The 24,538-nt window shown below is 61.4% G+C and carries 16 protein-coding genes; 6 read left to right on the plus strand and 10 right to left on the minus strand.

Going from position 1 to position 24,538, the window contains the following annotated elements; translation table 11 throughout:
* Positions 1 to 31: 31 nt before the first annotated feature.
* From HCU66_RS25045 to HCU66_RS25085, 9 genes are all read right to left on the minus strand, one after another.
* Complete coding sequence (locus HCU66_RS25045) at positions 32 to 472, minus strand: carboxymuconolactone decarboxylase family protein (protein WP_095053058.1); 441 nt, start codon at positions 470 to 472, stop codon at positions 32 to 34.
* A 451-nt stretch (positions 473 to 923) separates the two neighbouring features.
* On the minus strand, positions 924 to 2,366 hold the full coding sequence (locus HCU66_RS25050) for a mechanosensitive ion channel family protein (RefSeq protein WP_205891081.1): 1,443 nt from the start codon (positions 2,364 to 2,366) through the stop codon (positions 924 to 926).
* Positions 2,367 to 2,503: 137 nt separating this feature from the next.
* Positions 2,504 to 3,370, minus strand: coding sequence for a pirin family protein (locus tag HCU66_RS25055; protein WP_205891082.1), 867 nt, complete (start codon positions 3,368 to 3,370; stop codon positions 2,504 to 2,506).
* 175 nt (positions 3,371 to 3,545) lie between these two features.
* Complete coding sequence (locus HCU66_RS25060) at positions 3,546 to 6,776, minus strand: transporter substrate-binding domain-containing protein (RefSeq protein WP_205891083.1); 3,231 nt, start codon at positions 6,774 to 6,776, stop codon at positions 3,546 to 3,548.
* Entirely contained in the window at positions 6,777 to 7,397 is a 621-nt protein-coding gene (locus HCU66_RS25065) for a response regulator transcription factor (RefSeq protein WP_205891084.1), read from the minus strand.
* Positions 7,398 to 7,502: 105 nt separating this feature from the next.
* Positions 7,503 to 7,919: an ANTAR domain-containing protein gene (locus tag HCU66_RS25070; protein WP_205891085.1), complete on the minus strand. Its 417-nt coding sequence runs from the start codon at positions 7,917 to 7,919 to the stop codon at positions 7,503 to 7,505.
* Positions 7,920 to 8,053: 134 nt separating this feature from the next.
* On the minus strand, positions 8,054 to 10,771 hold the full coding sequence (gene mgtA, locus HCU66_RS25075; protein WP_205891086.1) for a magnesium-translocating P-type ATPase: 2,718 nt from the start codon (positions 10,769 to 10,771) through the stop codon (positions 8,054 to 8,056).
* 430 nt (positions 10,772 to 11,201) lie between these two features.
* Positions 11,202 to 12,539, minus strand: coding sequence for a lysine N(6)-hydroxylase/L-ornithine N(5)-oxygenase family protein (locus tag HCU66_RS25080; protein WP_205891087.1), 1,338 nt, complete (start codon positions 12,537 to 12,539; stop codon positions 11,202 to 11,204).
* 824 nt (positions 12,540 to 13,363) lie between these two features.
* Positions 13,364 to 13,846, minus strand: a complete 483-nt coding sequence (locus HCU66_RS25085; protein ID WP_277397079.1) for a sigma-70 family RNA polymerase sigma factor — start codon at positions 13,844 to 13,846, stop codon at positions 13,364 to 13,366.
* A 290-nt stretch (positions 13,847 to 14,136) separates the two neighbouring features.
* Between HCU66_RS25085 and HCU66_RS25090 the strand changes: the two genes are divergently transcribed.
* From HCU66_RS25090 to HCU66_RS25100, 3 genes are read left to right on the plus strand one after another with little or no spacing between them, the layout of a single operon-like run.
* Positions 14,137 to 15,300: an efflux RND transporter periplasmic adaptor subunit gene (locus tag HCU66_RS25090; RefSeq protein ID WP_205891088.1), complete on the plus strand. Its 1,164-nt coding sequence runs from the start codon at positions 14,137 to 14,139 to the stop codon at positions 15,298 to 15,300.
* The gene (locus tag HCU66_RS25095; protein ID WP_205891089.1) at positions 15,301 to 17,274 is read left to right on the plus strand and encodes a MacB family efflux pump subunit; all 1,974 of its coding nucleotides are present in this window, start codon (positions 15,301 to 15,303) and stop codon (positions 17,272 to 17,274) included.
* A gap of 7 nt (positions 17,275 to 17,281) precedes the next feature.
* A complete protein-coding gene (locus HCU66_RS25100; protein ID WP_205891090.1) occupies positions 17,282 to 18,676 on the plus strand; it encodes an efflux transporter outer membrane subunit in 1,395 nt (464 codons plus the stop codon).
* A 122-nt stretch (positions 18,677 to 18,798) separates the two neighbouring features.
* On the opposite strand, the gene pvdP is transcribed toward HCU66_RS25100, so the two are convergent.
* The gene (gene pvdP / locus HCU66_RS25105) at positions 18,799 to 20,424 is read right to left on the minus strand and encodes a pyoverdine maturation tyrosinase PvdP (RefSeq protein WP_205891091.1); all 1,626 of its coding nucleotides are present in this window, start codon (positions 20,422 to 20,424) and stop codon (positions 18,799 to 18,801) included.
* Between the two features lie 434 nt (positions 20,425 to 20,858).
* Between pvdP and pvdM the strand changes: the two genes are divergently transcribed.
* From pvdM to pvdO, 3 genes are read left to right on the plus strand one after another with little or no spacing between them, the layout of a single operon-like run.
* Positions 20,859 to 22,229 (plus strand): dipeptidase, encoded by a 1,371-nt coding sequence (pvdM, locus tag HCU66_RS25110; protein WP_205891092.1) that lies wholly within the window; start codon positions 20,859 to 20,861, stop codon positions 22,227 to 22,229.
* Positions 22,226 to 23,512 carry a pyoverdine-tailoring periplasmic protein PvdN gene (gene pvdN / locus HCU66_RS25115; RefSeq protein ID WP_205891093.1) on the plus strand — a complete coding sequence of 429 codons (1,287 nt, stop codon included), beginning with the start codon at positions 22,226 to 22,228 and terminating at the stop codon, positions 23,510 to 23,512. The genes pvdM and pvdN overlap by 4 nt, the downstream gene beginning before the upstream one ends.
* A 42-nt stretch (positions 23,513 to 23,554) precedes the next feature.
* The gene (gene pvdO / locus HCU66_RS25120) at positions 23,555 to 24,424 is read left to right on the plus strand and encodes a dihydropyoverdine dehydrogenase (RefSeq protein ID WP_205891094.1); all 870 of its coding nucleotides are present in this window, start codon (positions 23,555 to 23,557) and stop codon (positions 24,422 to 24,424) included.
* The last annotated feature ends 114 nt before the right edge of the window (positions 24,425 to 24,538 follow it).

Consider the following 24,538-nt stretch of genomic DNA (forward strand, 5'->3'; position numbering starts at 1 on the left):
ACCGGCCGCGCCGTCAGCTGATGCTCATTGATCAGGCTTGAGGCATTTTACGGAAGCCTACCGCCAGGCGGTTCCAGCTGTTGATGGTGGAAATCGCCACGGTCAGGTCGACCATTTCCTTGGGGCTGAATTCGGCGCTGAGCAGTGCGTAGTCTTCGTCCGGGGCGTGGGTCAGGCTCAGTTGGGTCAGGGACTCAGTCCAGGCCAGCGCGGCGCGCTCACGATCGGTGAAGAACGGTGCCTCGCGCCAGGCCGTCACGGCGAACAGCCGGCGTGGCGTTTCCCCGTCCTTGATGGCATCGGCAGTGTGCATGTCGATGCAGAAGGCACAGCCGTTAATCTGCGATGCGCGCAGCTTGACCAGTTCGATCAGCGACTTTTCCAGCGGCAGTTTCGAGACGGCAGCTTCCAGGGCCATCATGGCTTTGAGGCCGTCCGGGGAGGCAGTGTAGAAATCGATACGAGGTTGCATGGTGAACTCCAATCACAGGTGGGGTTGGAGCTACGTTAATGCCGACCTGATGTGGAACAAATAGCCAATTGTTGGGAAGTTGAGGATGCCAATGGACAAGTCGAAAAATAAGAATCATGGGTAATTGCCATCACCTCATTAGTAGCACTAGAATGCGACTAATTCTTGATTACGCGGCCAGGATGCCCTAAATGAGTGCAGCCCATGTCACCCTCATCGCGAGTGCCGTTGCCCTACGCCGCTTCGTCTTCCTCTGAAACGGCATGTAAAAAGCCACTGACACGCCGGCAAACCCTGATTCGTCTGGGCTTGTTGCTGATGGTTGGCCCCATTGGCATGACGTTGCAACATGTGCCGTTCGAGCACGGGAACACTCAAGACCGCACCTCAGTCGGCGAACAGCACGGCCGCCCATCGCCGGTTGAAGGTCAACCCGATTGCGTTCGAGCGCCTAGGCCCGACTGCGCAACCACTGCAAGAACCCCTTCTTCGCCACCACTTTAGGTGGTTCCTGAATCAGCGTCTGAGCCGTGTGCATACGGTAATCCAGCAAGGCTTTCATCGCCTCGCTGATGTCGTGGCGAGCATCCAGGCACGGCTTGAGGTATTCCTTCTCGATGCGGTAAAGCGTGCAAAAAGTCTTGGCCATAAAGTCGGCGAGTGCCGATTCATCGGACAGAATCCCGGCCTCGCCGATCACCTCACCCGGCCCCATGCGGGCGGCCTCGATTTTTTTACCACCGCGACTCAGCGTCACTGACACCACACCGGACTCGATGATGAACAGGTGATCGCTGACCTCCCCCGCCGGCAGGATCATTTCACCGGCGCGGAAGGTTTGCAGCTTCATGTTCTGGCTAAAGGTTTCTTTCTCTTCCTGACGCAGGGTCGAGAAGATGTTCGAGCTGTCCAGCAGCGCCCGCGGCCGAGACAAGGTGGCGGGCGCGATAGGCTCGACGCTCGACAACAGGCTGACACCGGACGCCTGCAAATGCCGGAACGCCAGGTCGAACAGCTGATTACGCACCATGCGTTTCTGATCCATGGAGACCACGAAGCCGCTGATTTCATATTCCACACCGGTGCTGTCGGAGCTTTTCAACGCCACGCTCGGTGCCGGTTTGTTCAATAGAAAGCGGCACCCCTGCATGGCCCGCTCCAGGGCATCGATCACCTTTTGCGGACGAGCATGGGGGCTCACTTGCAGGCTGATCGAGACGCCGAAAATGTCATTGGGGCGGCTGAAGTTGACGATCTTGGCCTTGGCCGCCAGGGAGTTGGGAATCACCGCCATGCTGCCTTGCGCGGTTTGCAGGCGCGTGGCGCGCCAGTCGATGTCGGTGACACGGCCTTCGGTGCCGTCGATGGAGATCCAGTCATCCAGTTGATAGGGTTTGGTGGTGTTCAGGACGATCCCGGAGAACACATCGCTGAGGGTGCTTTGCAAGGCCAGGCCGACGATGATCGCCAAGGCACCGGATGTTGCCAGCACGCCCTTGACCGGCAACTCGAGCACGTACGCCAGGGCAGCGATGACCGCGATCAGGAAAATCACCGCGCCGAGCAGGTCCTGCAACAAGCGCCCGGTGTGCCCGACCCGTTGCATCATCACCGCGCCAAGCAACACCGTCAGGGTGCGCGCCGCGTACAGCCACCAGCCAATCTGCAAACCGGTTGCCGCCAGGTGCATCGGCACGTTGTCGGCCCAGGGCGCCGGTTCCATGGGGTTCAAGCCTTCGGTGAACAGCAGCACGCTGAACAGCGAGAAAATCACCAACCGCACCGCCAGTTTCCAGTTGCTGCCGCTGGCGGTGATCAAACGCCACAACCCCAGATCGATCAGGATCAGGAACAGCGCGCTAAGCAATGGGTGATCGGTGAGCAGTGACAGCATCAAGTAACTCCAGCAAAGGCCCAATGGTGTGAAGATCTCACAGATTGTAGGAGCTGGCGAAGCCTCCAATCTGCAAAACACCATAAAACCAATGTGGGAGATTCCAGGTTGCAGGGCAACCCACTACTGCGTTGAATTCAACCGCTCATCCGTCCGAACCGGCCGGACTGGAAGTCGGCGAAAGCCTGGTGAATCTCCTGCTCGGTGTTCATCACAAACGGGCCATGGCCGACGATGGGTTCGTCGATCGGCTCGCCGCTGAGCAACAGCACTACAGCGTCATTGTTGGCTTGCAGGCTGAGCTGATCACCGTTTCGTTCGAACAACGCCAACTGTCCTTCACGCACCCGTTCCTTCTGGTTGACCTGCACCGTGCCGCGCAGCACGACCAGTGCAGTGTTGCGTCCTTCATGCAGATCCAGGGTCAACAACTTGCCGGCGTTCAAGCGCACATCCCACACGTCAATCGGCGTGAAGGTCCGCGCCGGGCCTTTGTGGCCGTCGAACTCACCGGCGATCAAGCGCAGGCTGCCGGCGTTGTTTTTCAGCGGGACGCTCGGGATGTCGCCGTCGAGAATCGTCTGGTAACCGGGCTCGGCCATCTTGTCCCTGGCCGGCAGGTTGACCCACAGCTGCACCATCTCCAGGGTGCCACCGGTTTTGGCGAAACCTTCGGAATGGAATTCTTCATGAATAATCCCCGAGGCCGCGGTCATCCATTGCACGTCGCCCGGACCGATCTTGCCGCCGCTGCCGGTGGAGTCGCGGTGCTCCAACTCACCCTTGTAAACGATTGTCACGGTTTCGAAACCGCGGTGCGGGTGCTGACCAACGCCACGACGTTCGCTGGTCGGGGTGAACTCGGCCGGGCCGGCGTGATCCAGCAGCAGAAACGGGCTGATGTGTTTGCCCAGATTGTCGTAGGAAAACAGCGTGCGAACCGGAAAACCGTCGCCGACCCAATGAGGTCGCGGGCTGGTGTAGATACCGATGATGTTCTTCATCTTTGCCTCCGAATCTGTTGTATGACGCGATGGACAAAGCTTAAAACCGCGACCTTTGGTGCACTAGACTGCAAAAATCAGCCTTAGCGTTCTATTTGGAGAACGATAGCGCCTCGGCGTGCGCCTGCTGCACCCGTAGTGATATTGCTTAAGAGCAACAGATCTTTTGATTTTCTCAGTCTTGGCTCAAATGCTTGTCCAACGACAACATAGCCTGCTGTAACTGGTCGACGGCTTCGTCGAGCAGCGCCGGATTCCCTTCATCGATAACACGCTCCAGTTGCTCGCAACACTCGATCAAACGTTGCGCCCGAACCATGCGCGCACCGCCCTTGATGCGGTGCGCCAGGTCTTGCAGGCCAGGGCGATTGCCACTGGCGTGCGCCTGGAGCAGATCATCCCGGTCCGCCCGATTGGTCACCGTCAGTTCGCAAACCAGGCGATCCAGGAGTGTGCGGTCCGCACCGAGGTATTGCTCCAGCCCACTCAGGTCCATCTCGGCAATGGGTTGCTCTTCGATGATCTCTGGCACTGCACTGGCAAACCAGGAGGCCAGCCATTTTTCCAAATCCCCCAGCAAGATAGGTTTGAACAGGCGATCGTCCATGCCTGCCTCCAGGCATCGGGCTTTCTCCTCGGGCTGCGCATTGGCGGTAAACCCCAGAATCAGCGTCGGCGGTAATCCCTGGGCGCGCTCTTCATCGCGTATTGCACCCGCCAGTTCATAACCACTGAGCCTGGGCATATTGCAGTCGGTAACGACCAGATCGAACTCATGTTCGCGCCACAGCTCAAGCCCGCGCCCACCCTCTTCGGCCTCCAGAACACGATGCCCCAAATGACTCAGTTGCTGTGAAAGCAACAATCGATTGGCCGGGTGATCGTCGACCACCAGAATCGTCAATGGCCGCGCCGGCGCCTGCAACCCGCTGTCCATCTGCTCACAGGAAGACAACGGCGGCAATGCGATCAGCTCAAGGTTGATGTCGACTTGCGTGCCTTGTCCGAGAACGCTGTCGAGTTGCAACCGGCCGCCCATCATTTCGCACAAGGTGCGGCTGATCACCAGGCCCAATCCGGTACCTGCGCGAGCTGACTGCATGTTATTGCTGGCCTGGACGAACGGGCTGAACAATCGTTGCTGGTCGATGCCGCTGATACCGATGCCGGTGTCTTTAATGCGCACTTTGACCGCCAGATGCCCAGATGGAACGGGCGTCACCCGTAGCGTCAGGCTCACCTCACCCGCCTGGGTGAACTTGATGGCGTTGCTCAGCAGATTGGACAGCACCTGCTTGAAACGGGTGGGGTCGATCGACACATCGCAGTCGCTGTGTTCATCCAGATTGATTCGCCACGCCAACGCTTTCTGCCGTGCAAGCCCCTCGAAAACCCGACACACCGATTCCACCAGCGTTCGCAGATTGGCCCGTTCAGGGGTCAGGGATAAATGCCCGGATTCGATACGGGCGATGTCCAGAATGTCGCCGATCAGCGCCAGCAATTGTTGTGCGGCACTGAACGCCACTTCAATGGCAACACGGTCGGTGACGCCCTCGTCTGCACGTTTGAGGGCCAGTTCGAGCATGCCGATCAGCGCGTTCATCGGGGTGCGGATCTCATGACTCATGGTCGCCAGAAAGGTGGTTTTGGCGCGGTTGGCATCGTCCGCTTCGTCCTTGGCGTCCTGCAATTGCTGCAACCATTGTTGGCGCTGGCGAATCTGCCGGCGCTGCCAGGCGATCCAGCCCAAGGCGAGCAACAGCAAGGCACCCGCCACGGCAAACGCCTGAAGAATGCCCTGGCGATGACGCTGCCAATAGCTGTCCTCCAGCACCACGTCATGGCTCCAGCGGGCTACCAGATCGTCCAGTTCCTGAGGCGAAATACTCAGCAAGGCCTTGTTCAGAATCGAGTGCAGCTCCAGCGCGCCGCGTGCAGTGGCCAGGGCGATGCGGGCAGGTTGATCGCCCACGGTGCTGCTGATGCGCAGTCGTTCGTGATACTGCCGGGCGATCAGGTAGCGGGCGACGATCAACGAACTGAGCGTCGCATCGACCTGCCCTTTGATCACCTGTTCCATGCCCTCGGCCGGGCTTTGCACCTCGACCAGACGCACCTGCGGCGCCTGGGCCTGGATGAACCCGAACAACGGATGACCGCGATAAATCGCCAGGCGCTTGCCGGCCAGATCGTCCAGCGTCCTGGGACTGCCCGCCGTCGTTGCACTGACCAGCACAAAGGGGTTACTGAGGTAGGCGCGGGTAAACCGCAACGTCTCTTCACGCTCGGCACCGAGGGTGATCACCGGCAAGAGGTCGATCTCGCCATCCTGGAGCTGTGCGATTTGCCGGTCCAGTGATTGACCGCGTTGCATCTGAAAGGTCAAACCGCTGCGCTGGCTGATCAACTTCAGCAACTGTGCCGTCAAGCCGCTGAGCCGGCCTTGGGCATCGTAGAACGTCAGCGGGGGAAAATTGTCGATCGCGCCGACAGTGACCGTCGGATGCCGCTCCAGCCAGCGTTGTTCACTGGCACTCAGACGCACCTGTTGTTGACCCGCCGTACTGGGCCTGCCGGCACTCCAGCGCAACTCGATGGCCGCGCGCTGGTCCATGGGGATCGCCGCCAGCGCTTTGTCGACGATGCCTTTGAGGTGCGAATTGTCCGCCGCCAAAGCGAAACCGAACGGGTTGGCATCCAGACCGGAAGGCCCCGCCAGATGAACGTTATTGAGGTAGTTGTTGTTGATCAGGTAATTGGCGCTGATGAAGTCGCCCAAAAACACGTCGGCCTGCCTGAACGCCACCGCCCCGACCGCGTCGAGTACCGAGGCGTAGCGGTGCAAGGTCGCATCGGGGTAGAAGGTCTCGACGGTCCTGGCCTGCAGATAGTCTTCGACCATGGCGATACGTTTGCCGGCAAGGTTGGCGGGCATTCGCTCGTCCACGCGGGTGACCAGCATTGGCTGATCCTCGGCATAGGCGCGGGATCGGGTCAGCGCGGGGTCGGCCGCCTCGAAGTCGTTCGATGTGCCGAGCAGATCCAGCTCATGACCTTTGAGGGCCGCCATGGCGGCTTCACGGGTGGCATAACGCAGCACGTCGATCTTCACGTGCAGCAGTTGCCCCAGCAGCCCGGCGTAATCGGCCGTGATGCCCTCCAGCTCATCGCGGTGACGCGTCACCTCGAAGGGCGGGTAGTCCGGCCCCGTCACCCCCAGGCGCAAGACCCGTTTATCCCGTAGCCATTGCCAGTCTTTTTCCTCCAGCTTGACCTGATAGCCCTCTGCTGTGGAACGCCCCAGTAGATGCAACGGTTGCGGCTCGTCGGCCAGCGCCGGAGGAACCTGTGTTGTAAGGCACAGCATCAACGCCAACAGGAAGATGCGCACGGTCGGGTTCATTCAGATCAGATGATTGCGCTGGGCGAAATCCCGCAGGAACACCTTCGACTGCACTCCGAGTTTTAGGACCAAGCGGGTTGTGTAGGTGCTGGTGGTCTTCACACTCAGATTCATATACGCGGCGATTGCCTTGTTGGTCATGCCCTGGGCCAAACACCGCAGGACGGCCAATTCGCGGGTGGAAAGGTTGTCGATCATCGCTTTTTCGCTGCGTTGCCCAGGGTCCTGCGGCCCCGAGGACAGCTGCTTGAAAAAGGTGTAACCGCCCTTGACTGCATGCACGGCTTTTTGCAGTTGACTCAAGTCGTTGGTCTTGGCGACATACGCCATTGCACCAGCGCGCATGCAACGCTCTTGAAATATCGACGGATCCAAGGCGGTGAAAGCCACTACCCGACATGACCAATCACTGGCGGTGATCCGCTCGATCAAACTTATCCCCTCGCCATCAGACAGGCTCAGATCCACTATCGCCAGATCGATTTCATTCTGACGAAGTATCGACAACGCCTCGCCAACACTGGACGCCTTGTAAATGATCTTGAAACCTTCCCGCTCAAGTACAAGGCTGACTGCGGCGAGTACCACCGGATGATCGTCCACAACCAGCGCTTTCTTCATGACGATTCCTTGCGCAAAAAATCAACGCTTGCCCCCGGATAACGGCGGAGCAGGCGCAACGGCTGCGCGAAAACTTTTGCATAGGTAAAAGGAAGAAACTACCTGTCAGAAATGATAGTTCCGACAAATGGTAGCTCCGACGAGCGGTAGCCCAGCATCAGCGAATCGCTCGTGATCCAGGGAGTATTCAGCTTCACATCCATGCGGATCGATCAGCGCCATCAGCCGTTGAATGGACGCAAGATCCGGCAACTGCGCGTGGCCGTCGTAGATCAATGCATGATGAACCTGGCCGTTATCGAGGAAGAACCCAGGCAGGTCCAACGCCCCATCCGCCAGCGAGGCATCAATGACCACCAGGTCGAACGGCTCGCAACCGTACTCGACCAAGGTCAGCATCTGCACAAGGTTGTGCACCGGTGCCACCCGGTAATAACCGAGCTGATTGAACAAGCGCTCGGTTTTCAGCCGGTGAAAATGCTGTTCGTCGGCAATCAGGATGCGCAGGGCTTTATTCGGCAAAACAGGTCCCTTGGGAGTGACAGATTCGTGGGGGAGCAAGGCTACGGAAGACCCGTCGTACTTTCTGTAGGATTTTTCCTAAAGATACGTGTTTAAAGATCAAAAGATCGCCGCCTTTGTAGGAGCTGGCAGCATTACTGCCAACCAAACCTACGAATGTAGAAGCCTTTCACCGCCTGGGTCAGCGCCATGTACGCCAGCAGAATCACCGGCAGGAACACGAAATACAGCGACGGCAGCGCCTGCAGTTTGAAGTAATGCGCCAGCGGCCCCATGGGCAGGAAAATCCCCACGGCCATGATGACGCCGGTCATCACCAGCAGCGGCATGGCGGCGCGGCTTTGCAGGAACGGGACCTTCGGCGTGCGGATCATGTGCACGATCAGCGTCTGGGTCAGCAACCCGACCACGAACCAGCCGGACTGGAACAGGGTCTGGTGGTCCGGGGTGTTGGCATCGAACACGTACCACATCAAGGCAAAGGTGCTGATGTCGAAGATCGAGCTGATCGGGCCGAAAAACAGCATGAAACGCCCGACATCCGCCGGCTGCCAGCGCTGGGGTTTGCTGAGCATTTCTTCATCGACGTTATCGAATGGAATGGCGATCTGCGAAATGTCGTAGAGCAGGTTCTGCACCAGCAGGTGCATCGGCAGCATCGGCAGAAACGGGATGAACGCACTGGCCACCAGCACCGAGAACACGTTGCCGAAGTTCGAGCTGGCGGTCATTTTGATGTACTTGAGCATGTTGGCGAAGGTCCGCCGCCCTTCCAGTACGCCCTCCTCCAGCACCATCAGGCTCTTTTCCAGCAGGATGATGTCCGCTGCTTCCTTGGCGATGTCCACCGCGCTGTCCACCGAAATACCGATGTCGGCGGTGCGCAGGGCCGGCGCATCGTTGATGCCGTCGCCCATGAAACCGACCACGTGGCCGTTGCCTTTGAGCAGACGGACGATGCGCTCCTTGTGCGACGGCGTGAGTTTGGCGAAGACGTTGGTGGTCTCCACCGCCACCGCCAGTTCGGCGTCGCTCATGCGTTCGACGTCATTGCCCATCAGCAGGCCTTGCTGCTCCAGCCCGACTTCACGGCAGATTTTCGCGGTCACCCGTTCGTTGTCGCCGGTCAGCACTTTCACTGCCACACCGTGCGCGGCCAGGGCATTGAGTGCCGGCGCGGTGCTTTCCTTCGGTGGATCGAGGAAAGCCACGTAGCCGATCAGCGTCAGTGCCTGTTCATCGGCCAGGCTGTAAGTGTCGCGGCCCTCGATCATCGGCCGTGCCGCCACTGCCACCACCCGCAGGCCCTCGTCATTGAACGTGGCGGTGACCTGGCGAATCCGCGCCAGCAATTCATCGCTCAGGGCTTCGTCGGCATCGCCATGGCGTACCCGGGTGCACACCGCCAGCACTTCTTCCACCGCGCCTTTGCAGATCAGCAAGTGCGGCTGATCACGCTCGGCCACCACCACCGACATGCGCCGGCGGGTGAAGTCGAATGGAATCTCGTCGACCTTGCGAAACGCCGTGCCGGCTTTCAGCTCACGGTGGATTTCCACGTGCTCCAGCACCGCCACGTCCAGCAGGTTTTTCAGGCCGGTCTGGTAGTAGCTGTTGAGGTAAGCCATTTCCAGCACGTCATCGCAATCGTTGCCCCAGACATCGACGTTGCGCGCGAGGAAGATTTTGTCCTGGGTCAGGGTGCCGGTCTTGTCGGTGCACAGCACGTCCATGGCGCCGAAGTTCTGGATCGCGTCGAGGCGTTTGACGATGACTTTTTTGCGCGACAGGAACACCGCGCCCTTGGCCAGGGTCGAGGTGACAATCATCGGCAGCATTTCCGGGGTCAGGCCCACGGCGATCGACAGCGCGAACAGCAACGCTTCGGTCCAGTCACCCTTGGTGAAACCGTTGATGAACAGCACCAGCGGCGCCATGACGAACATGAAGCGGATCAGCAGCCAGCTGACTTTGTTGACCCCGGTCTGGAATGAGGTCGGCGCGCGATCGGTGGCGCCGACCCGCTGCGCCAACGCGCCGAAATAGGTGTTGTTGCCAGTGGTGAGAATCAGCGCCATGGCCGTGCCGGACACCACGTTGGTGCCCATGAACAGGATGTTGTCGAGGTCCAGCGGGTTGTGGGTGTGGTTGTCCTGCTGACGAGGGAATTTTTCCACCGGCATCGATTCACCGGTCATCGCCGCCTGGCTGACGAACAGGTCCTTGGCGTTGAGCACCCGGCAATCGGCAGGAATCATGTCACCGGCCGAGAGCACGATCAGGTCACCCGGCACCAGTTGCTTGATCGGCAATTCGAGGCGTTGCGCACCGTTGTTCGCCACCTCCCGACGCATCACCGTGGCGGTGTTGCTGACCATCGCCTTGAGGGCGTCGGCGGCCTGGTTGGACTTGGTTTCCTGCCAGAAACGCAGCAAGGTCGAGAGCACCACCATCGAGAAAATCACGATGGCGGCTTTCAGGTCTTCGGTCAGCCAGGAGATCACCACCAGTAAAGTCAGCAGCAGGTTGAACGGATTTTTGTAGCAGTGCCACAGGTGCCTCCACCACGGCAGCGGTTGCTCGTGCTCGACTTCATTGAGGCCGTACTGACCGCGCAGCGCATCGGCTTCAAGTTCACTGAGACCATCGGGGTGGCTGCCGAGGTTGTTCAGCAGTTGGCCGGTGTCGCTGTTGGCAGCGGCGACCAGGGTTTGCGCAAGCGTCGGCGGGACTTCACGGTTGACCGTGGTATCGGTGAAATTTTCCAGCAGCGCCAAACGGCGGAAGTGCCGGGCGATGTGACGGTTACGCAGGAATCCGGCGAAGAATTCTTTGAGCAAGACAAGGTTCATGGCAGTGCCCCCCAGGGTCAGCCGGGAAACCGTCGAGCAGGCGTGTCGAGGCGCTGCGATGACGACACGGGGTCGAACATCACACGCTGTTGAGCGTCGATGAGAGGGACGTCGGGAGTCGCGCCGAAACCGGCCACGATCGGGATGCCGCTACTCGCTTTTCGGCGAGATAACGGCACAAAGGGCTGCGCGTTATCTTGCCGAGAAAATGCCGGTTACCGAGACCGGCCGACAACTGTCACTCGAACAAGTACCCACTGTGGGTCTCCGCTAATTGATGAAAACGCGCGAAGCTTACGCGGCGGTTTCTGCAGAGTAAACGCTGCAAAGGGGGGTGACAGGGGGAATCGCGGGGTTCTTCAGCAAGGGTTCAGCTTTCAAGAAATGATCGTTCCCACGCTCTGCGTGGGAACGATCAAAACCAAAGATCTCAGCTGGCAGTGGCCAACAACAAATCCCTGACCGCACGCCCATGCCCACAGGACTTGCCATGGTCATACAGAGAGCCAGCAATTTCATCGGCGCGGATCGGCAGGATCGACAGCAAGGTGTCGCTCAAGCCGTGGCTGGCCTGGCAGAAGCCCTGCATGTAGATGCCGGCCTGGCAACGCTCGTCGGTGATCAGTTTGTAATTTCGATCGACCTCGTAGTCGCCCAGGTACTGTTCCAGCGGCGCCAGCAGTTGGCGGTGCATCTGACGCTCGTAACCGGTGGCCAGCACCACCGCGTCGTAATGGCGAACCGTGACTTCACCGGTGGCGTTGTTGCGCACCGCCAGTTCGATGCCGCGTTCGGTGGCAGTGGCTTTTTCGACGGTGGTCAGGGTACGGAACCCATGGCGCGCAATGCCCGAGACTTTCTGCCGGTAGAAGATGCCGTAGATGCGTTCGATCAGGTCGATGTCCACCACCGAATAGTTGGTGTTGTGGTACTCGCTGACCAGACGCTCGCGTTCACTGCTGGCCTGCTGGAACACCAGGTCGGTGAACTCCGGCGAGAACACTTCATTGACGAAGGGGCTGTCATCGGCCGGTTTCAGGGCCGAGCCGCGCAGGATCATGTCCACCCGCACCGACGGGAAGCTGTCGTTCAGATCGATGAAGGCTTCCGCCGCACTCTGCCCGCCGCCGATGATCGCAATGTTCATCGGTTGGTTGTTCACGCACGGCTGCCTGGCCATGCGCTCCAGGTACTGGGAGTGATGGAATACCCGGCCATCATCCTTGAGCGCCTTGAACGCTTCGGGAGTGCGCGGAGTACCGCCAGCGCTGACCACCACCGAACGGGTGGTGCGTACATGTTGATGTCCCTGGCTGTCCCGCGAGATCACCCGCAGCGCCTCGACCTGCTGGTGGTGCAGCACCGGCTCGATGGTCAGTACTTCCTCGCCGTAGCGGCTCTGCCCGGTGAACTGCCCGGCGACCCAGCGCAGGTAGTCGTTGTATTCCATGCGGCACGGATAAAAGGTGCCGAGGTTGATGAAGTCCACCAGACGACCATGATGCTTGAGGTAATTGACGAAGGAATACGGGCTGGTCGGATTGCGCAGCGTCACCAGATCCTTGAGAAAGGAAATCTGCAATTCGCTCTGGGTCACCAGGGTGTTGCCGTGCCAGCGGTAATCCGCCTGCTTGTCGAGAAACAGCACATCCAGCTCGCCCTGGCTCGGCCCGCGCTCTTGCAGGGCAATGGCCAGGGCCAGGTTCGAAGGGCCGAAGCCGACGCCGATCAGGTCGTGAATGATGGGCGATGCAATTGCCTGTGTCATTTCCAGTGTCCTCTGGATAAACCCCGCAGCGGCGGGGATAAAGCCTGGGTGACCTGACCGGCCTTTGGCGGCAGCAGATCGTCTGTTGAATAGGAACGAGGACAATGAAAAAAAATTTAATGAGGTTTGATCGGGGTTTGGGCTCCATATCTTCCCGATTTGATGGTGTACATATCCGTTTCTGCGGTAACGGCGGCTGGCGGTTCCGCTCTTACAGCGGGTCACTTTCGAAAAGCGCGAAAGTAACCAAAGCGCTTTTGCCCCTTTCGTTCGGTGCCTCGCTTAGGCTCGGCATGCCCTCGCTCCGGTCCTGCTCCGTGGGCCCGCCGCGATCGGCCATCCATGGCCGTACGCGGCTAACCCGGCATCCTTGCCGGGTTGCCCACTGCGCAGAACCTCCACTCGGCCTCTCGAGGGGGCGGTGAGTCAAAATCAAAAGCAAGGCGGCCTACCGGCCGGCCTGTAGGAGCTAGTCGAGTGAAGCGAGGCTGCGATCTTTTGATCTTGCATTTGCTTTGCTTTGCTTTGGCTTTTGATCTTGATCTGCATGCCCCTTTCCCAGAGGCCGAACGCAGGCGTTGCGCAGGGGGCACCGCGGCAGGGATGCCGCGGTAGCCGCCCCCGGCCATGGATGGCCGATGGCGGCGGGCCCCCGGAGCAATGCCGGAGTGAGGGCATGCCGAGCCTAAGCGAGGCACCGAATGGTGGGGCAAGACCTTTTGGTTACTTTTGGGGCGTTTGCCAAAAGTGACTCGCTGTAAGAGCGAAACCGCCAGCCGCCGTTACCGCAGAAATGGATATGTACCCGTAGGTACCCATGCCGATCAAGCGGCATCCCACTGGCGCATGCGCACCCGGCAATGCTTCATGGCATTGACGATGTGCTTTTCCACCAGCGCCCGGGAAATCCCCAGGCGTTCGGCGATTTGCGGGTGCGACAAGCCTTCGATCTTGCGCAACAGGAAGCTCTCGCGACACAGCCGTGGCAACTCCGCCAGCGCGCGCTGAAGCATGTCCAGGCGCTGACCGTGGTCGAGGTTATTGTGAGGCGATGGGGTGAAGTAGCGTTCTTCGCTGTCGAGCACGTCCAGGGATTCGACCTGACGCAAGGCATTGCGCCGATGGTCGTCGATCACCAGGTTGAGCGCGGTGCGATAAAGAAACGCCCGGGGTTGTTCGATCGGCGTGTCGCTGGAACGCTCCAGTACCCGCAGATACGCGTCATGCACCACATCCTCGGCCACCTGACGGTTGCCTAGCTTGGCGTTCAGGAAACACACCAGCTCGCGATAGTAGTTTTCCAACATGACTCCCCGTCCTTGAGCCAGATCTGCACCATAGAAGAGATGGCGGCACGATGATGGCAGCGCGCAAGAGGCGTAATTTATAGTAATTCTCATATAGATTTAAAGTACTGGATCCATTTGCCTGAGAAATAATCTCGTTTGTCGATCTGAAACACGACTTAAATTCCTCTCCGGGGTGCTCGTTTACAGGACAGCTTCCCGTGTCTGTCGGTCCACCGACAGCGTTCAGCGGCGCCGGTCATTGCCGCGCTCGCCGAGCGACGGGCCGATTTCACCGGCTGGAACCCCGCATGAAACGTCCCCGCCCCACCCGACGCGCCCTGTTTGTCGCTCTGTGCCTGATCCCCGCCGTAGCCCTGGCCGCCTGGCAAGTGATCCCGCCGGGGCGTGAAAAACTCGCCACCACCCTCGTGACCCGCGCCGATATCGAAACCAGCGTGACTGCCCTCGGCACTCTGCAACCACGACGTTACGTCGACGTCGGCGCCCAGGCGTCCGGGCAGATCCAGAAGATTCATGTCGAGGCCGGCGATCAGGTCAAGGAAGGCCAATTGCTGGTGGAGATCGATCCCTCGACCCAGAAAGCCAAACTCGACGCCGGACGCTTTTCCATCGACAACCTCAAGGCCCAGTTGCAAGAGCAGCGTGCCCAGCACGACCTGGCGCGAGAAAAGTACCAGCGCCAGCAAAACCTCAAGGCCGGCGGCGCGACCCGCGAAGAAGACGTGCAGACCGCCCGCGCCGAAGTGCGGGCGACCCAGGCGCGCCTCGACAGGTTCCAGGCGCAGATTCGTCAAGCCCAGGCCAGCTTGCGCAGCGATGAAGCGGAGCTCGGTTACACACGGATCTACGCGCCGATGTCCGGCACGGTGGTCGCGGTCGGTGCCCGGGAAGGCCAGACGCTCAACGCCCAACAACAGACGCCGCTGATCTTGCGCATTGCCCGGTTGTCACCGATGACCGTGTGGGCCGAGGTGTCCGAGGCCGATATCGGCCAGGTCAAACCCGGCATGAGCGCCTGGTTCACCACCCTCAGCGGTGGCAACCGGCGCTGGAGCAGCACCGTGCGGCAGATTTTGCCGGTGCCGCCGCGCCCGCTCGAACAGGCCCAGGGCGGCAGCCCCACCAGCGGTCGCAGCGGCAGCGAACGGGTGGTGCTCTACACCGTGCTGCTGGATGTCGACAACGCCGACAACGCCTTGATGACCGACATGACCGCCCAGGTGTTTTTCGTCGCCCGGCAAGCGCAGAACGTGCTGACGGTGCCCACCTCGGCCCTGCAAAACGGCACCGCGGCGGATCGCCAAGTGGCGCACGTGGTGGCGGCCAACGGCGAGGTTCAGCGCCGCGAGGTTCGCACCGGGATCAGCGACCGGCTGCGCACGCAGATTCTCGACGGGCTGGCCGAAGGCGATCACGTACTCAGCACTCCGCTCACCGGCAGCGGAGGCTGAATGCAAACGCCCCTGATTGACCTGCGACAGATCCGCAAAGCCTACGGCGGTGGCGACAGCCCCCGGGTGGAAGTGCTGCGCGGCATCGACCTGTCGATCCACGTCGGCGAATTCGTCGCCATCGTCGGCGCTTCCGGTTCCGGCAAATCGACCCTGATGAACATCCTCGGCTGCCTCGACCGCCCTACCAGCGGCGACTACCTGTTCGCCGGGGAAAACGTCGCCGGCCTGGGCAGTGACGAACTGGCGTGGCTACGGCGCGAGGCCTTCGGCTTCGTGTTTCAGGGTTACCACCTGATCCCGTCCGGATCGGCCCAGGAAAACGTCGAGATGCCGGCCATTTATGCCGGCACCCCGGCGCACGAACGCCATGCCCGCGCGGCGGCCCTGCTTGAACGCCTCGGCCTGGGCACGCGCACCGGCAACCGTCCGCATCAGCTTTCCGGTGGCCAGCAGCAACGGGTATCGATCGCCCGGGCGTTGATGAACGGCGGTCACATCATCCTCGCCGACGAACCCACCGGCGCCCTCGACAGCCACAGCGGCGCCGAGGTCATGAGCCTGCTCGACGAACTGGCCAGCCAGGGGCATGTGGTGATCCTCATTACCCACGACCGCGAAGTGGCCAAACGCGCCAACCGGGTCATCGAAATCCGCGACGGCCTGATCATCAGCGACACCGCCGCCAACCCCTCGGCCGAACCGCGCACGCCCCGTCCCGGCGCGCTGCAAGCCGTGGACCTGCGCCAGCGCCTGAGTGCCGGCAGCGAAGCCAATGGCGCCTGGAAAGGCGAACGGGTGGACGCGGTTCAGGCGGCCTGGCGGGTGATGTGGATCAACCGCTTCCGCACCGCCCTGACCCTGCTGGGGATTGTGATTGGCGTGGCGTCGGTGGTGGTGATGCTCGCCGTGGGCGAAGGCAGCAAGCGGCAGGTGATGGCGCAAATGGGCGCCTTCGGCTCCAACATCATTTACCTCAGCGGCGCGGCGCCCAATCCGCGTACGCCGCCCGGGATCATTACCCTCGACGACGTCGCCGCGCTCGCCAACCTGCCCCAGGTGCAGCGGATCATGCCGGTCAACGGCTCGACGGCGGGCGTGCGTTTCGGCAACGCCGATCACACCAGCTATGTGGGTGGCAACGACACCAATTTCCCAAGCATCTTCAATTGGCCGGTGGTTCAAGGCAGCTATTTCACCCAGGCCGACGAAGACAGCGCCGCCGCGGTCGCGGTGATCGGGCACAAGGTCAGGGAAAAGCTGTTCAAAGACCTCATCGACCCGATCGGCCAGTACATCCTGATTGAAAACGTACCGTTCCAGGTGCTCGGCGTGCTGGCGGAAAAAGGCTCCAGTTCTGGTGATTCCGATAGCGACAACCGTATCGCCGTGCCCTATTCCGCCGCCAGCGTGCGCCTGTTTGGCAGCCGCAATCCCGAGTATGTGGTGATCGCCGCCAAGGATGCGCGCAAGGTCAAGGAGGCCGAGCAGGCGATCGAACAAACGATGCTGCGCGAGCACAAGGGCAAGCGCGATTTCGAGCTGACCAACAACGCCGCCATGATCCAGGCCGAGGCCCGCACCCAGGGCACGCTGTCATTGATGCTCGGCTCGATTGCGGCGATTTCGTTGCTGGTGGGCGGCATCGGGGTGATGAACATCATGCTGATGACCGTGCGTGAACGCACCCGGGAAATCGGTATTCGCATGGCCACCGGCGCCCGCCAGCGCGACATCCTGCGCCAGTTTCTCACCGAGGCGGTGATGCTCTCGGTGGTCGGCGGTCTCGCCGGGATCGGCCTGGCGCTGCTGGTCGGCGGTGTGCTGCTGCTCGGCAATGTCGCCGTCGCGTTCCAGCTGTTCGCCATACTCGGCGCCTTCGGCTGCGCCCTGGTCACCGGTGTCATCTTCGGCTTCATGCCTGCCCGCAAGGCTGCCCGGCTCGATCCGGTCACGGCCCTTACCAGTGAATGATCGACCTATGAAAGTGCCCCTGACCCTTCTGGCCGCCAGCCTGTTGCTGGCCGCCTGCAGCAACCCCGCGCCGCGCCCCGACAGCGGCCTGCAACCGCCCGCCACCTGGCAATCGCCAAACACCGCCGCCGCGGCACACAGCAACCGGCAATGGTGGACGCAGTTCGGCAGCCCACAACTCAATCAACTGATCGAACAGGCACGCGTGGGCAGCCACGACCTGGCCGCCGCCGTCGCCCGGGTGCAGCAGGCCGAGGCCAGCGCCACCCTTGCCGGCGCCCCGCTGCTGCCCGAACTCAAGGCCGGCCTCAACGCCAATCGCCAACGCTTGCTGCACGGCAAGGGCTACAGCCAACTGGACGTCAACCCCACTAATCGCTCGCTGGACTATTACGATGCCGCACTGAGCGCCAGCTATGAAATCGACTTCTGGGGCGGCAAACGGGCCGCCCGGGACAGTGCCCTGCTCGGTTTGCAGGCCAGCGAGTTCGACCGGGCCACCGTGGAGCTGACCTTGCAGAGCGGCGTGGCCAACCGCTACACCCAGGCCCTGTCGTTGCGTGAACAACAACGGATCGCCGAGTTGAACCTGGCCAATGCCCAAAGCGTGCTCCGACTGGTGCAGACCCGCTACGACGCCGGCAGCGCCACCGCGCTGGAACTGGCTCAGCAAAAAAGCCTGGTGGCCGAACAGCAACGCAAACTGCCACTGGTGCAGCAGCAGGCCCGGGAAGCGCGGATCACCCTCGCCGCCCTGCTCGGCCAACCGGTGCAGGCACTGACGCTGACCGAGCAGCCGTTCGATCAATTGCATTGGCCAGACATCGCCAGCGGCGTGCCCAGTGAGCTGTTGAGTCGCCGCCCCGACATCGCTAGCGCCGAGGCAAAACTCGCCGCCGCCCAAGCCGACGTGACCGTCGCCCGCGCGGCGATGCTGCCCACCCTGACACTCACCGCCAGCCTGGGCACTGGTGCCGACCTGGCCTCGGATCTGTTGCGCACGACTTTTTACAACCTGTCCTCGGGGCTGGTGGCGCCGATCTTCAACAATGGTCGCCTCAGCGCCACTCGCGACAAAGCCACGGCGCGCCAACAGGAACTGCTGGAAACCTATCGCGGGGCAATCATCAACGGCTTTGCCGATGTAGAAAAAGCCCTCAACGGCATTCGCGGGCTGGACGAACAACGTCTGTGGCAAGCAGAGGAACTGAGCCAGGCGCAGACCGCTTTCGACATCGCCCAAAGCCGCTACCGGGCCGGCGCCGAAGACTTGCTCACAGTGCTGCAAACCCAGCGCACGCTGTATGCCGCCCAGGATATGAATGTGCAGCTGAGATTGTCGCGGTTGCAGGCCAGCATTGCGCTGTACAAGGCGTTGGGTGGGGGGTGGCAAGTCTTGTAGAACAGTGTCGTTCTTGAGGCCGCCTTCGCGAGCAAGCCCGCTCCCACATTAGTTTTGTGTACGACGACTATCCAATGTGGGAGCGGGCTTGCTCGCGAAGAACGATAACGCGGTCTATCTGATTAAACCGGCCATCCCTTGACCTTCAAATGCCGCGCATACCACGGCCGGCGCGGCACTTTGCGCAACAGCTCGCTCATGTTGTCTTCATCGCCAAAGGTGATGCGCAATGCCAGCTTCATGGTTTCGGGGTCCATTTCCACCGAGCGCCCCGTTTGCAGGCCCGGGGTCGTGCTGCAACCGTGGGTGTCCGGGCCGAGCCACGGATCGCCCACTTCCACCCAGCGCCCCGGCGCAAACCATGGCACGCCGTTGACCTCCAGGCGACTCAGCTCGCCCGGGTGAAAACGCTCGTGGGCGCGGAACCAGTCTTCGATGCGATCGTCGATCCAGCCATGGAAGCGCCAGAACACCGGGTTGACGTGGGACGAAAACGGATCGCCAAGAAAGTCGTTTTCCGGGGCATACCAGCGCGCCGCAAAGTCGGCCTGATCCCGGGCCATCGGCACCGGTATGTCGTTGGACGGATCGCGCGCCACCGAAGCCCAGCGCATGTGCAGCCAATCGTGCAAACCCAGCTCGACCTCCGAGCCGAACTGGCCGAGGGTCAGTTTCGACAGATAGCGTGGATCCCGGTACTGCGACTCCCAGACCTGGAAGTTGCTGTGATAGGTCTCGGCGGCTTTGATGTCGCTGACCCATTTGGTGTATTCATCGTCGCCTTCAGTCAGCCAGGTTGGTGGCAAGGCATTGCCATCGTGATTGTCGAAATAGCGCGCGAAGCCCTGGCGATCGCGCTCAAGCTCCGGCTGCGGCAAGGGGAACGCCGGCCATGAAGGCAAATCCTGCATGGACCGGGCGGTGCCGAGCATGTGCCGGTGCATGAAGAAAAAGTCGATGCCCGAACCGTTGCGGTCCTTGCGTGGGCCGCGGGCATCACGCTCGTTGTCCCGTGGGCCGGGCTGCCAGCCGATACCGCGCAACGCCTCGCGTTTTTTCTCCGAGAGCTTGTGCCATTTGTCCCGTGTGGCGTGCCAGAGCTGATGGAACAACCGATGTTCGGGGGACACCAGCCACGCCAGAAAGGCCGGATCGAGGTCGGTTCGCTCCCGCGCTTCGGGAAACCGGCGCTTGATGGCGATAAAGCGGTTGTCGAGTTCGGGTAACCCCAGTGGGCGATTCAGGCTCAGCACCTGACCGCTGAACGTGCCGCTGCCGGCGTTGCCGAAAGCCGCCCAGACTTCATCGAGCTTTGCCTTGAACTCATACACCGGTGCCACCAGCGGGGCGTCGGTGCGCAGCAACCGCCAGTACAGTTCGGCGCCATTGGCCGGCGCCAGATCGCCGAGGATCTGATAACGCGGCAGGCCTTCCCCGCGCAGATTAATGCCCGTGTCCAGATAACCGCGCAGCCCTCGTCCGCGATGAGCGATGTCGAGAAACAGCTCCAGCCCATCCTGCGGCAAGCCCTCAAGCCCGGCCTCGCTGCCGACGAAACGAATGTCCCAGACCCCGCGCAAGCTGTCCGCCAGTTGCTGGCCGGCGGTAGTGGCCAGATCGACTGTGGCCTCGCCCGGCGTGATCGGCTCCTTCTCCCCGGTCAACTCACGATGTGCATAAAAAGCGGCAGGCACCGCAGCGCTCGTGAGCGCCAGGCCCGCCATGAACCAGCGTCGAGAAATCGTCATTGCCCTACCTGTGTCAGCCATGAAGCAGGCTTTATCCAAGCTAGAACGTTTGTTGCGGGGGGAAATTTAAACGCATCAGACACACCCTTTTGGTAAGGGAGATTGCCTGTGGCGAGGGGGCTTGCCCCCGTTGGGTTGCGAAGCAACCCCAAATCCGCTCCCCGCGGTTCCGCAGTCAGAATGCGTTTGCCGGTTTTACGACTGCTTCGCAGCCGAACGGGGGCAAGCCCCCTCGCCACAAGGTATTGCGCAGCTCCTAAGGGTATTGCACAAACCCCTAATTTTTTTTATCGGTCACTCGTTCCTCCCAGATNATTGCGCAGCTCCTAAGGGTATTGCACAAACCCCTAATTTTTTTTATCGGTCACTCGTTCCTCCCAGATAGCAAAGGCCCCTGCGCCTGCACCGGGGCGGCGAACCTGACTGAGATGGCGATGACAAAAACACGTTCGAAAAAAGCGCTGTACCTCGGCCTGCCACTGGCCCTGGCCATCAGCGCCGGCGCAGGCTGGCTGGTCTGGGATCATTGGTTCAAGGACAACCCCGGATACCCAGTCAAGGTCATGAAACAGGCCACCGAACTGCAGGAGCGGATCCTTTCCTTCGACAGCCACATCACCGTCCCCCTGAACTTCGGCGCCCATGGCAATGAGGCCGACAAGGACGGTTCCGGGCAGTTCGACCTGATCAAGGCCAATCGCGGTCGGCTGTCCGGCGCGGCCCTGACGGTGTTCGGCTGGCCGGAAATGTGGAACGGCCCGAATGCGCCCCACAGGCCCACCGACGGTTTCGTCGAAGAAGCGCGCAACCAGCAGGAAGTGCGCTACAAAATCATCTCCGGGCTGGTTCGCGACTTTCCCAATCAGGTCGGCATCGCCTACACCCCCGACGACTTCCGACGCCTGCACGGCGAAGGCAAGTTTGCGATTTTCATCAGCATGCTCAACGCCTACCCGCTGGGCAATGACCTGAGCAAACTGGACCTGTGGGCCGCGCGCGGCATGCGCATGTTCGGCTTCAGCTACATCGGCAACAACAGTTGGGCCGATTCGTCACGACCGCTGCCGTTTTTCAACGACTCCCCCGATGCCCTCGATGGGCTGTCGGATATCGGCAAACAAGCGGTGCAGCGGCTCAACGATCTGGGCGTGATCATTGATGTGTCGCAGATGTCGACCAAGGGCCTGGAGCAAGTGGCGCACCTGAGCCGCACACCGATGGTGGCCTCGCACTCGGCGCCACGGGCCTCGGTGGACATCCCGCGCAACCTCAGCGACAAAGAGCTGCAACTGATCAAGAACAGCGGCGGCGTGGTGCAAGTGGTCGGTTTCTCGCAATACCTCAAACCGCTGACCCAAGGCACCCAGGACAAACTCAACGCCCTGCGCGCGCGTTTCGACCTGCCGCCGTTGCCCAACCTGGCGATGGCGTTGATGCCGGGCGACCCGATCATCACCGCATGGTCGGAACAAAAGCTCGGTCAATACGCCAGTGGCCTGTACGCCATTCTTGAGGAAGAACCCAAGGCCACGCTCAAGGATCTGGGCGACGCCATCGATTACACCGTGCGCAAGGTCGGCATCGACCACGTCGGCATCGCCTCGGACTTCAACGACGGCGGCGGCATCAAGGGGTGGGAAAATGTCGGGGAAATCCGCAACGTCACCGCCGAACTGATCCAGCGCGGTTATTCCGAAGCCGACATCGCCAAGCTCTGGGGCGGTAACTTCCTGCGGGTCTGGGAGCAGGTGCAAAAAGCCGCGAAACCCACACTGTTTTCTCACCAGGGGCCGGTCAAACCATGAGTGATCGCCGTACCTTTCTGAAACAGGCCGGGATCCTCGCCGCCGGCCTGCCGCTGGGTGCCAGCCTCGCCTCCCCGGCCGCCGCCGCGCCGCTGCAAGCCCTGCCCCGGGACAAATGGGCACATCTGCGTCAATGGTTCGACCAGGACCCGAACGTCATCCACTTCGCCAATTTTCTGGTGACCTCCCACCCGAAACCGGTGCGTGAGGCCATCGACCGTCACCGGGCCGAGCTCGATAAAAATCCCGGGCTGGCCATGGACTGGGACTTGGGCGTGACCGAGCAGCGCGAAGAAAACGTGCGGCTCTGGGCCGGCCGGTATTTGCAGGTCAAACCGACCCAAATCGCCCTCACCGGCAGCACCACCGAAGGCCTGGCGATGATTTATGGCGGTGTGCAAGTGCGCCCCGATCAGGAAATCCTCACCACGGTTCACGAGCACTACTCCACGAACAACATCCTGCGGTTTCGCCACCAGCGCGACGGCACCCCAGTGCGCAAGATTCAATTGTTCGAGCAGCCACAAACGATCTCGGCGGACCAGGTGCTGGATACCCTCAACCGCAACATCCGCCCCGAAACTCGCGTGCTGGGCATGACCTGGGTGCACTCGGGCAGTGGCGTGAAGCTGCCGATCGGCGACATTGCCGGCCTGGTCGATGAACACAACCGCCAGCGCGACGACCAGGACCGGATCGTTTACGTGGTCGATGGCGTGCACGGCTTCGGCGTCGAAGACTTGAGTTTCCCGGCGATGAACTGCGACTTCTTCATTGCCGGCACCCACAAATGGATGTTCGGCCCTCGCGGCACCGGCATCGTTTGCAGCCGCAGCGAAGAGCTCAAGTACGTCAGCCCGAGCGTGCCAACGTTCTCCGAAGCCACGACCTTCTCCACCATCATGTCCCCGGGCGGCTTTCATGCCTTCGAACATCGCTGGGCCGTGGACGAAGCATTCAAGTTGCACCTGGAGCTGGGCAAGGCCGACGTCCAGGCGCGCATCCATCAGCTCAACAGCTACCTCAAACAGCGCTTGCTGGAGCAGCCGGGCGTCGAGCTGGTCACCCCGGTCGATCCGAGGTTTTCGGCCGGGTTCAGCTTCTTTCGGGTCAAGGCTCAGGACAGCGATGCCGTGGCCGCCCACCTGATGCAACACCGGATTGTCTGCGATGCGGTCAGTCGCGACGTCGGCCCGGTGATCCGCACCGCGCCCGGCCTGCTCAACACCGAAGCCGAGGTGGACCGCTTCATTGATGTGCTTGGCAAAAAGCTTCGCGCGTGAACCTGCGCTGCGAGGCACCGTTTCCTTTAACCGAGACAACTTATGAAAACGCCCCACACGTTCTCCGCCCTGGCGCTGACCGCCTTGCTCGCCGGCCTGCTGCCCGGCACGGCCCAGGCCGCGACCCCGCCAGCCCCCGGCAAAGTGTTCAAGGACTGCAAGGACTGTCCGGAAATGGTCGTGCTGCCCGCCGGCCGCTACACCATGGGCACGCCAGCGGATGAAGTCGGTCACCAGCCCGATGAAGGTCCGCTGCATGAAGTGACTTTCACTCGCCCCTTCGCCATCAGTCGCTTCCAGGTGCTGGCGGGCGAATGGGACGCGTACGTGCGCGCCACCGGCAACACCCCCGCCGACTTCGACGATCGACCGGGCCGTCGTTGCACGGCCGGCAAACCGAGTTTCAAACAGACCGCACGCCACCCGGCGGTGTGCATGAATGCCGCCGAAGCCCAGGGTTACATTGCCTGGCTGTCGAAGAAAACCGGTCATGCCTATCGCCTGCCCAGCGAGTCGATCCGCGAATACGCCGCCCGCGCCGGCAGCACCGGGTCTTTCCCGTTTGCGTTCGATGAAGGCGCCGACTACCAGATCTCGAAAAACGCCAACACCTACGGCGCCGCCGACGGCTACAACTTCACCTCCCCGGCCGGCACCTTCCCGGCCAATGCCTTTGGCGTGTTCGACATGCACGGCAACGTGTACGAGTGGGTCGCCGACTGCTACCGCGAAGACTACGTCGGCGTGCCCACCGACGGCAGCCCGTGGCTGGAACAGAACTGCAAACGCCAGGTGATGCGCGGCAACGACTGGGGCGAGGCGCCGGTGTTTTCCCGCTCCGGCAATCGCAACAGCAGCCTGCCCACCAGCAGCGGCGACTGGCTGGGCTTTCGCGTGGTGCGCGAGCTCTGAATCCTTTGTGGCGAGGGGGCTTGAACTGCTTTTCGTAGGAGCCAGCTTGCCGGCGAAGGCGTGGTCATGGCCGCTGCAAGACTCGAGGCCGCCTTCGCTGGCAAGCCAGCTCCT

Origin of the sequence: Pseudomonas frederiksbergensis, from assembly GCF_017114915.1 — a bacterium.
In the GTDB taxonomy this organism is placed as follows: Bacteria; Pseudomonadota; Gammaproteobacteria; order Pseudomonadales; family Pseudomonadaceae; genus Aquipseudomonas; species Aquipseudomonas frederiksbergensis_I.

Bases quoted from the DNA above. Each gene is read 5' to 3' on its own strand.
- HCU66_RS25045 (WP_095053058.1), bottom strand. From the start codon at position 472: ATGCAACCTCGTATCGATTTCTACACTGCCTCCCCGGACGGCCTCAAA.
- HCU66_RS25050 (WP_205891081.1), bottom strand. From the start codon at position 2,366: ATGCTGTCACTGCTCACCGATCACCCATTGCTTAGCGCGCTGTTCCTG.
- HCU66_RS25055 (WP_205891082.1), bottom strand. From the start codon at position 3,370: ATGAAGAACATCATCGGTATCTACACCAGCCCGCGACCTCATTGGGTC.
- HCU66_RS25060 (WP_205891083.1), bottom strand. From the start codon at position 6,776: ATGAACCCGACCGTGCGCATCTTCCTGTTGGCGTTGATGCTGTGCCTT.
- HCU66_RS25065 (WP_205891084.1), bottom strand. From the start codon at position 7,397: ATGAAGAAAGCGCTGGTTGTGGACGATCATCCGGTGGTACTCGCCGCA.
- mgtA (WP_205891086.1), bottom strand. From the start codon at position 10,771: ATGAACCTTGTCTTGCTCAAAGAATTCTTCGCCGGATTCCTGCGTAAC.
- HCU66_RS25080 (WP_205891087.1), bottom strand. From the start codon at position 12,539: ATGACACAGGCAATTGCATCGCCCATCATTCACGACCTGATCGGCGTC.
- HCU66_RS25085 (WP_277397079.1), bottom strand. From the start codon at position 13,846: ATGTTGGAAAACTACTATCGCGAGCTGGTGTGTTTCCTGAACGCCAAG.
- HCU66_RS25090 (WP_205891088.1), top strand. From the start codon at position 14,137: ATGAAACGTCCCCGCCCCACCCGACGCGCCCTGTTTGTCGCTCTGTGC.
- HCU66_RS25095 (WP_205891089.1), top strand. From the start codon at position 15,301: ATGCAAACGCCCCTGATTGACCTGCGACAGATCCGCAAAGCCTACGGC.
- HCU66_RS25100 (WP_205891090.1), top strand. From the start codon at position 17,282: ATGAAAGTGCCCCTGACCCTTCTGGCCGCCAGCCTGTTGCTGGCCGCC.
- pvdP (WP_205891091.1), bottom strand. From the start codon at position 20,424: ATGACGATTTCTCGACGCTGGTTCATGGCGGGCCTGGCGCTCACGAGC.
- pvdM (WP_205891092.1), top strand. From the start codon at position 20,859: ATGACAAAAACACGTTCGAAAAAAGCGCTGTACCTCGGCCTGCCACTG.
- pvdN (WP_205891093.1), top strand. From the start codon at position 22,226: ATGAGTGATCGCCGTACCTTTCTGAAACAGGCCGGGATCCTCGCCGCC.
- pvdO (WP_205891094.1), top strand. From the start codon at position 23,555: ATGAAAACGCCCCACACGTTCTCCGCCCTGGCGCTGACCGCCTTGCTC.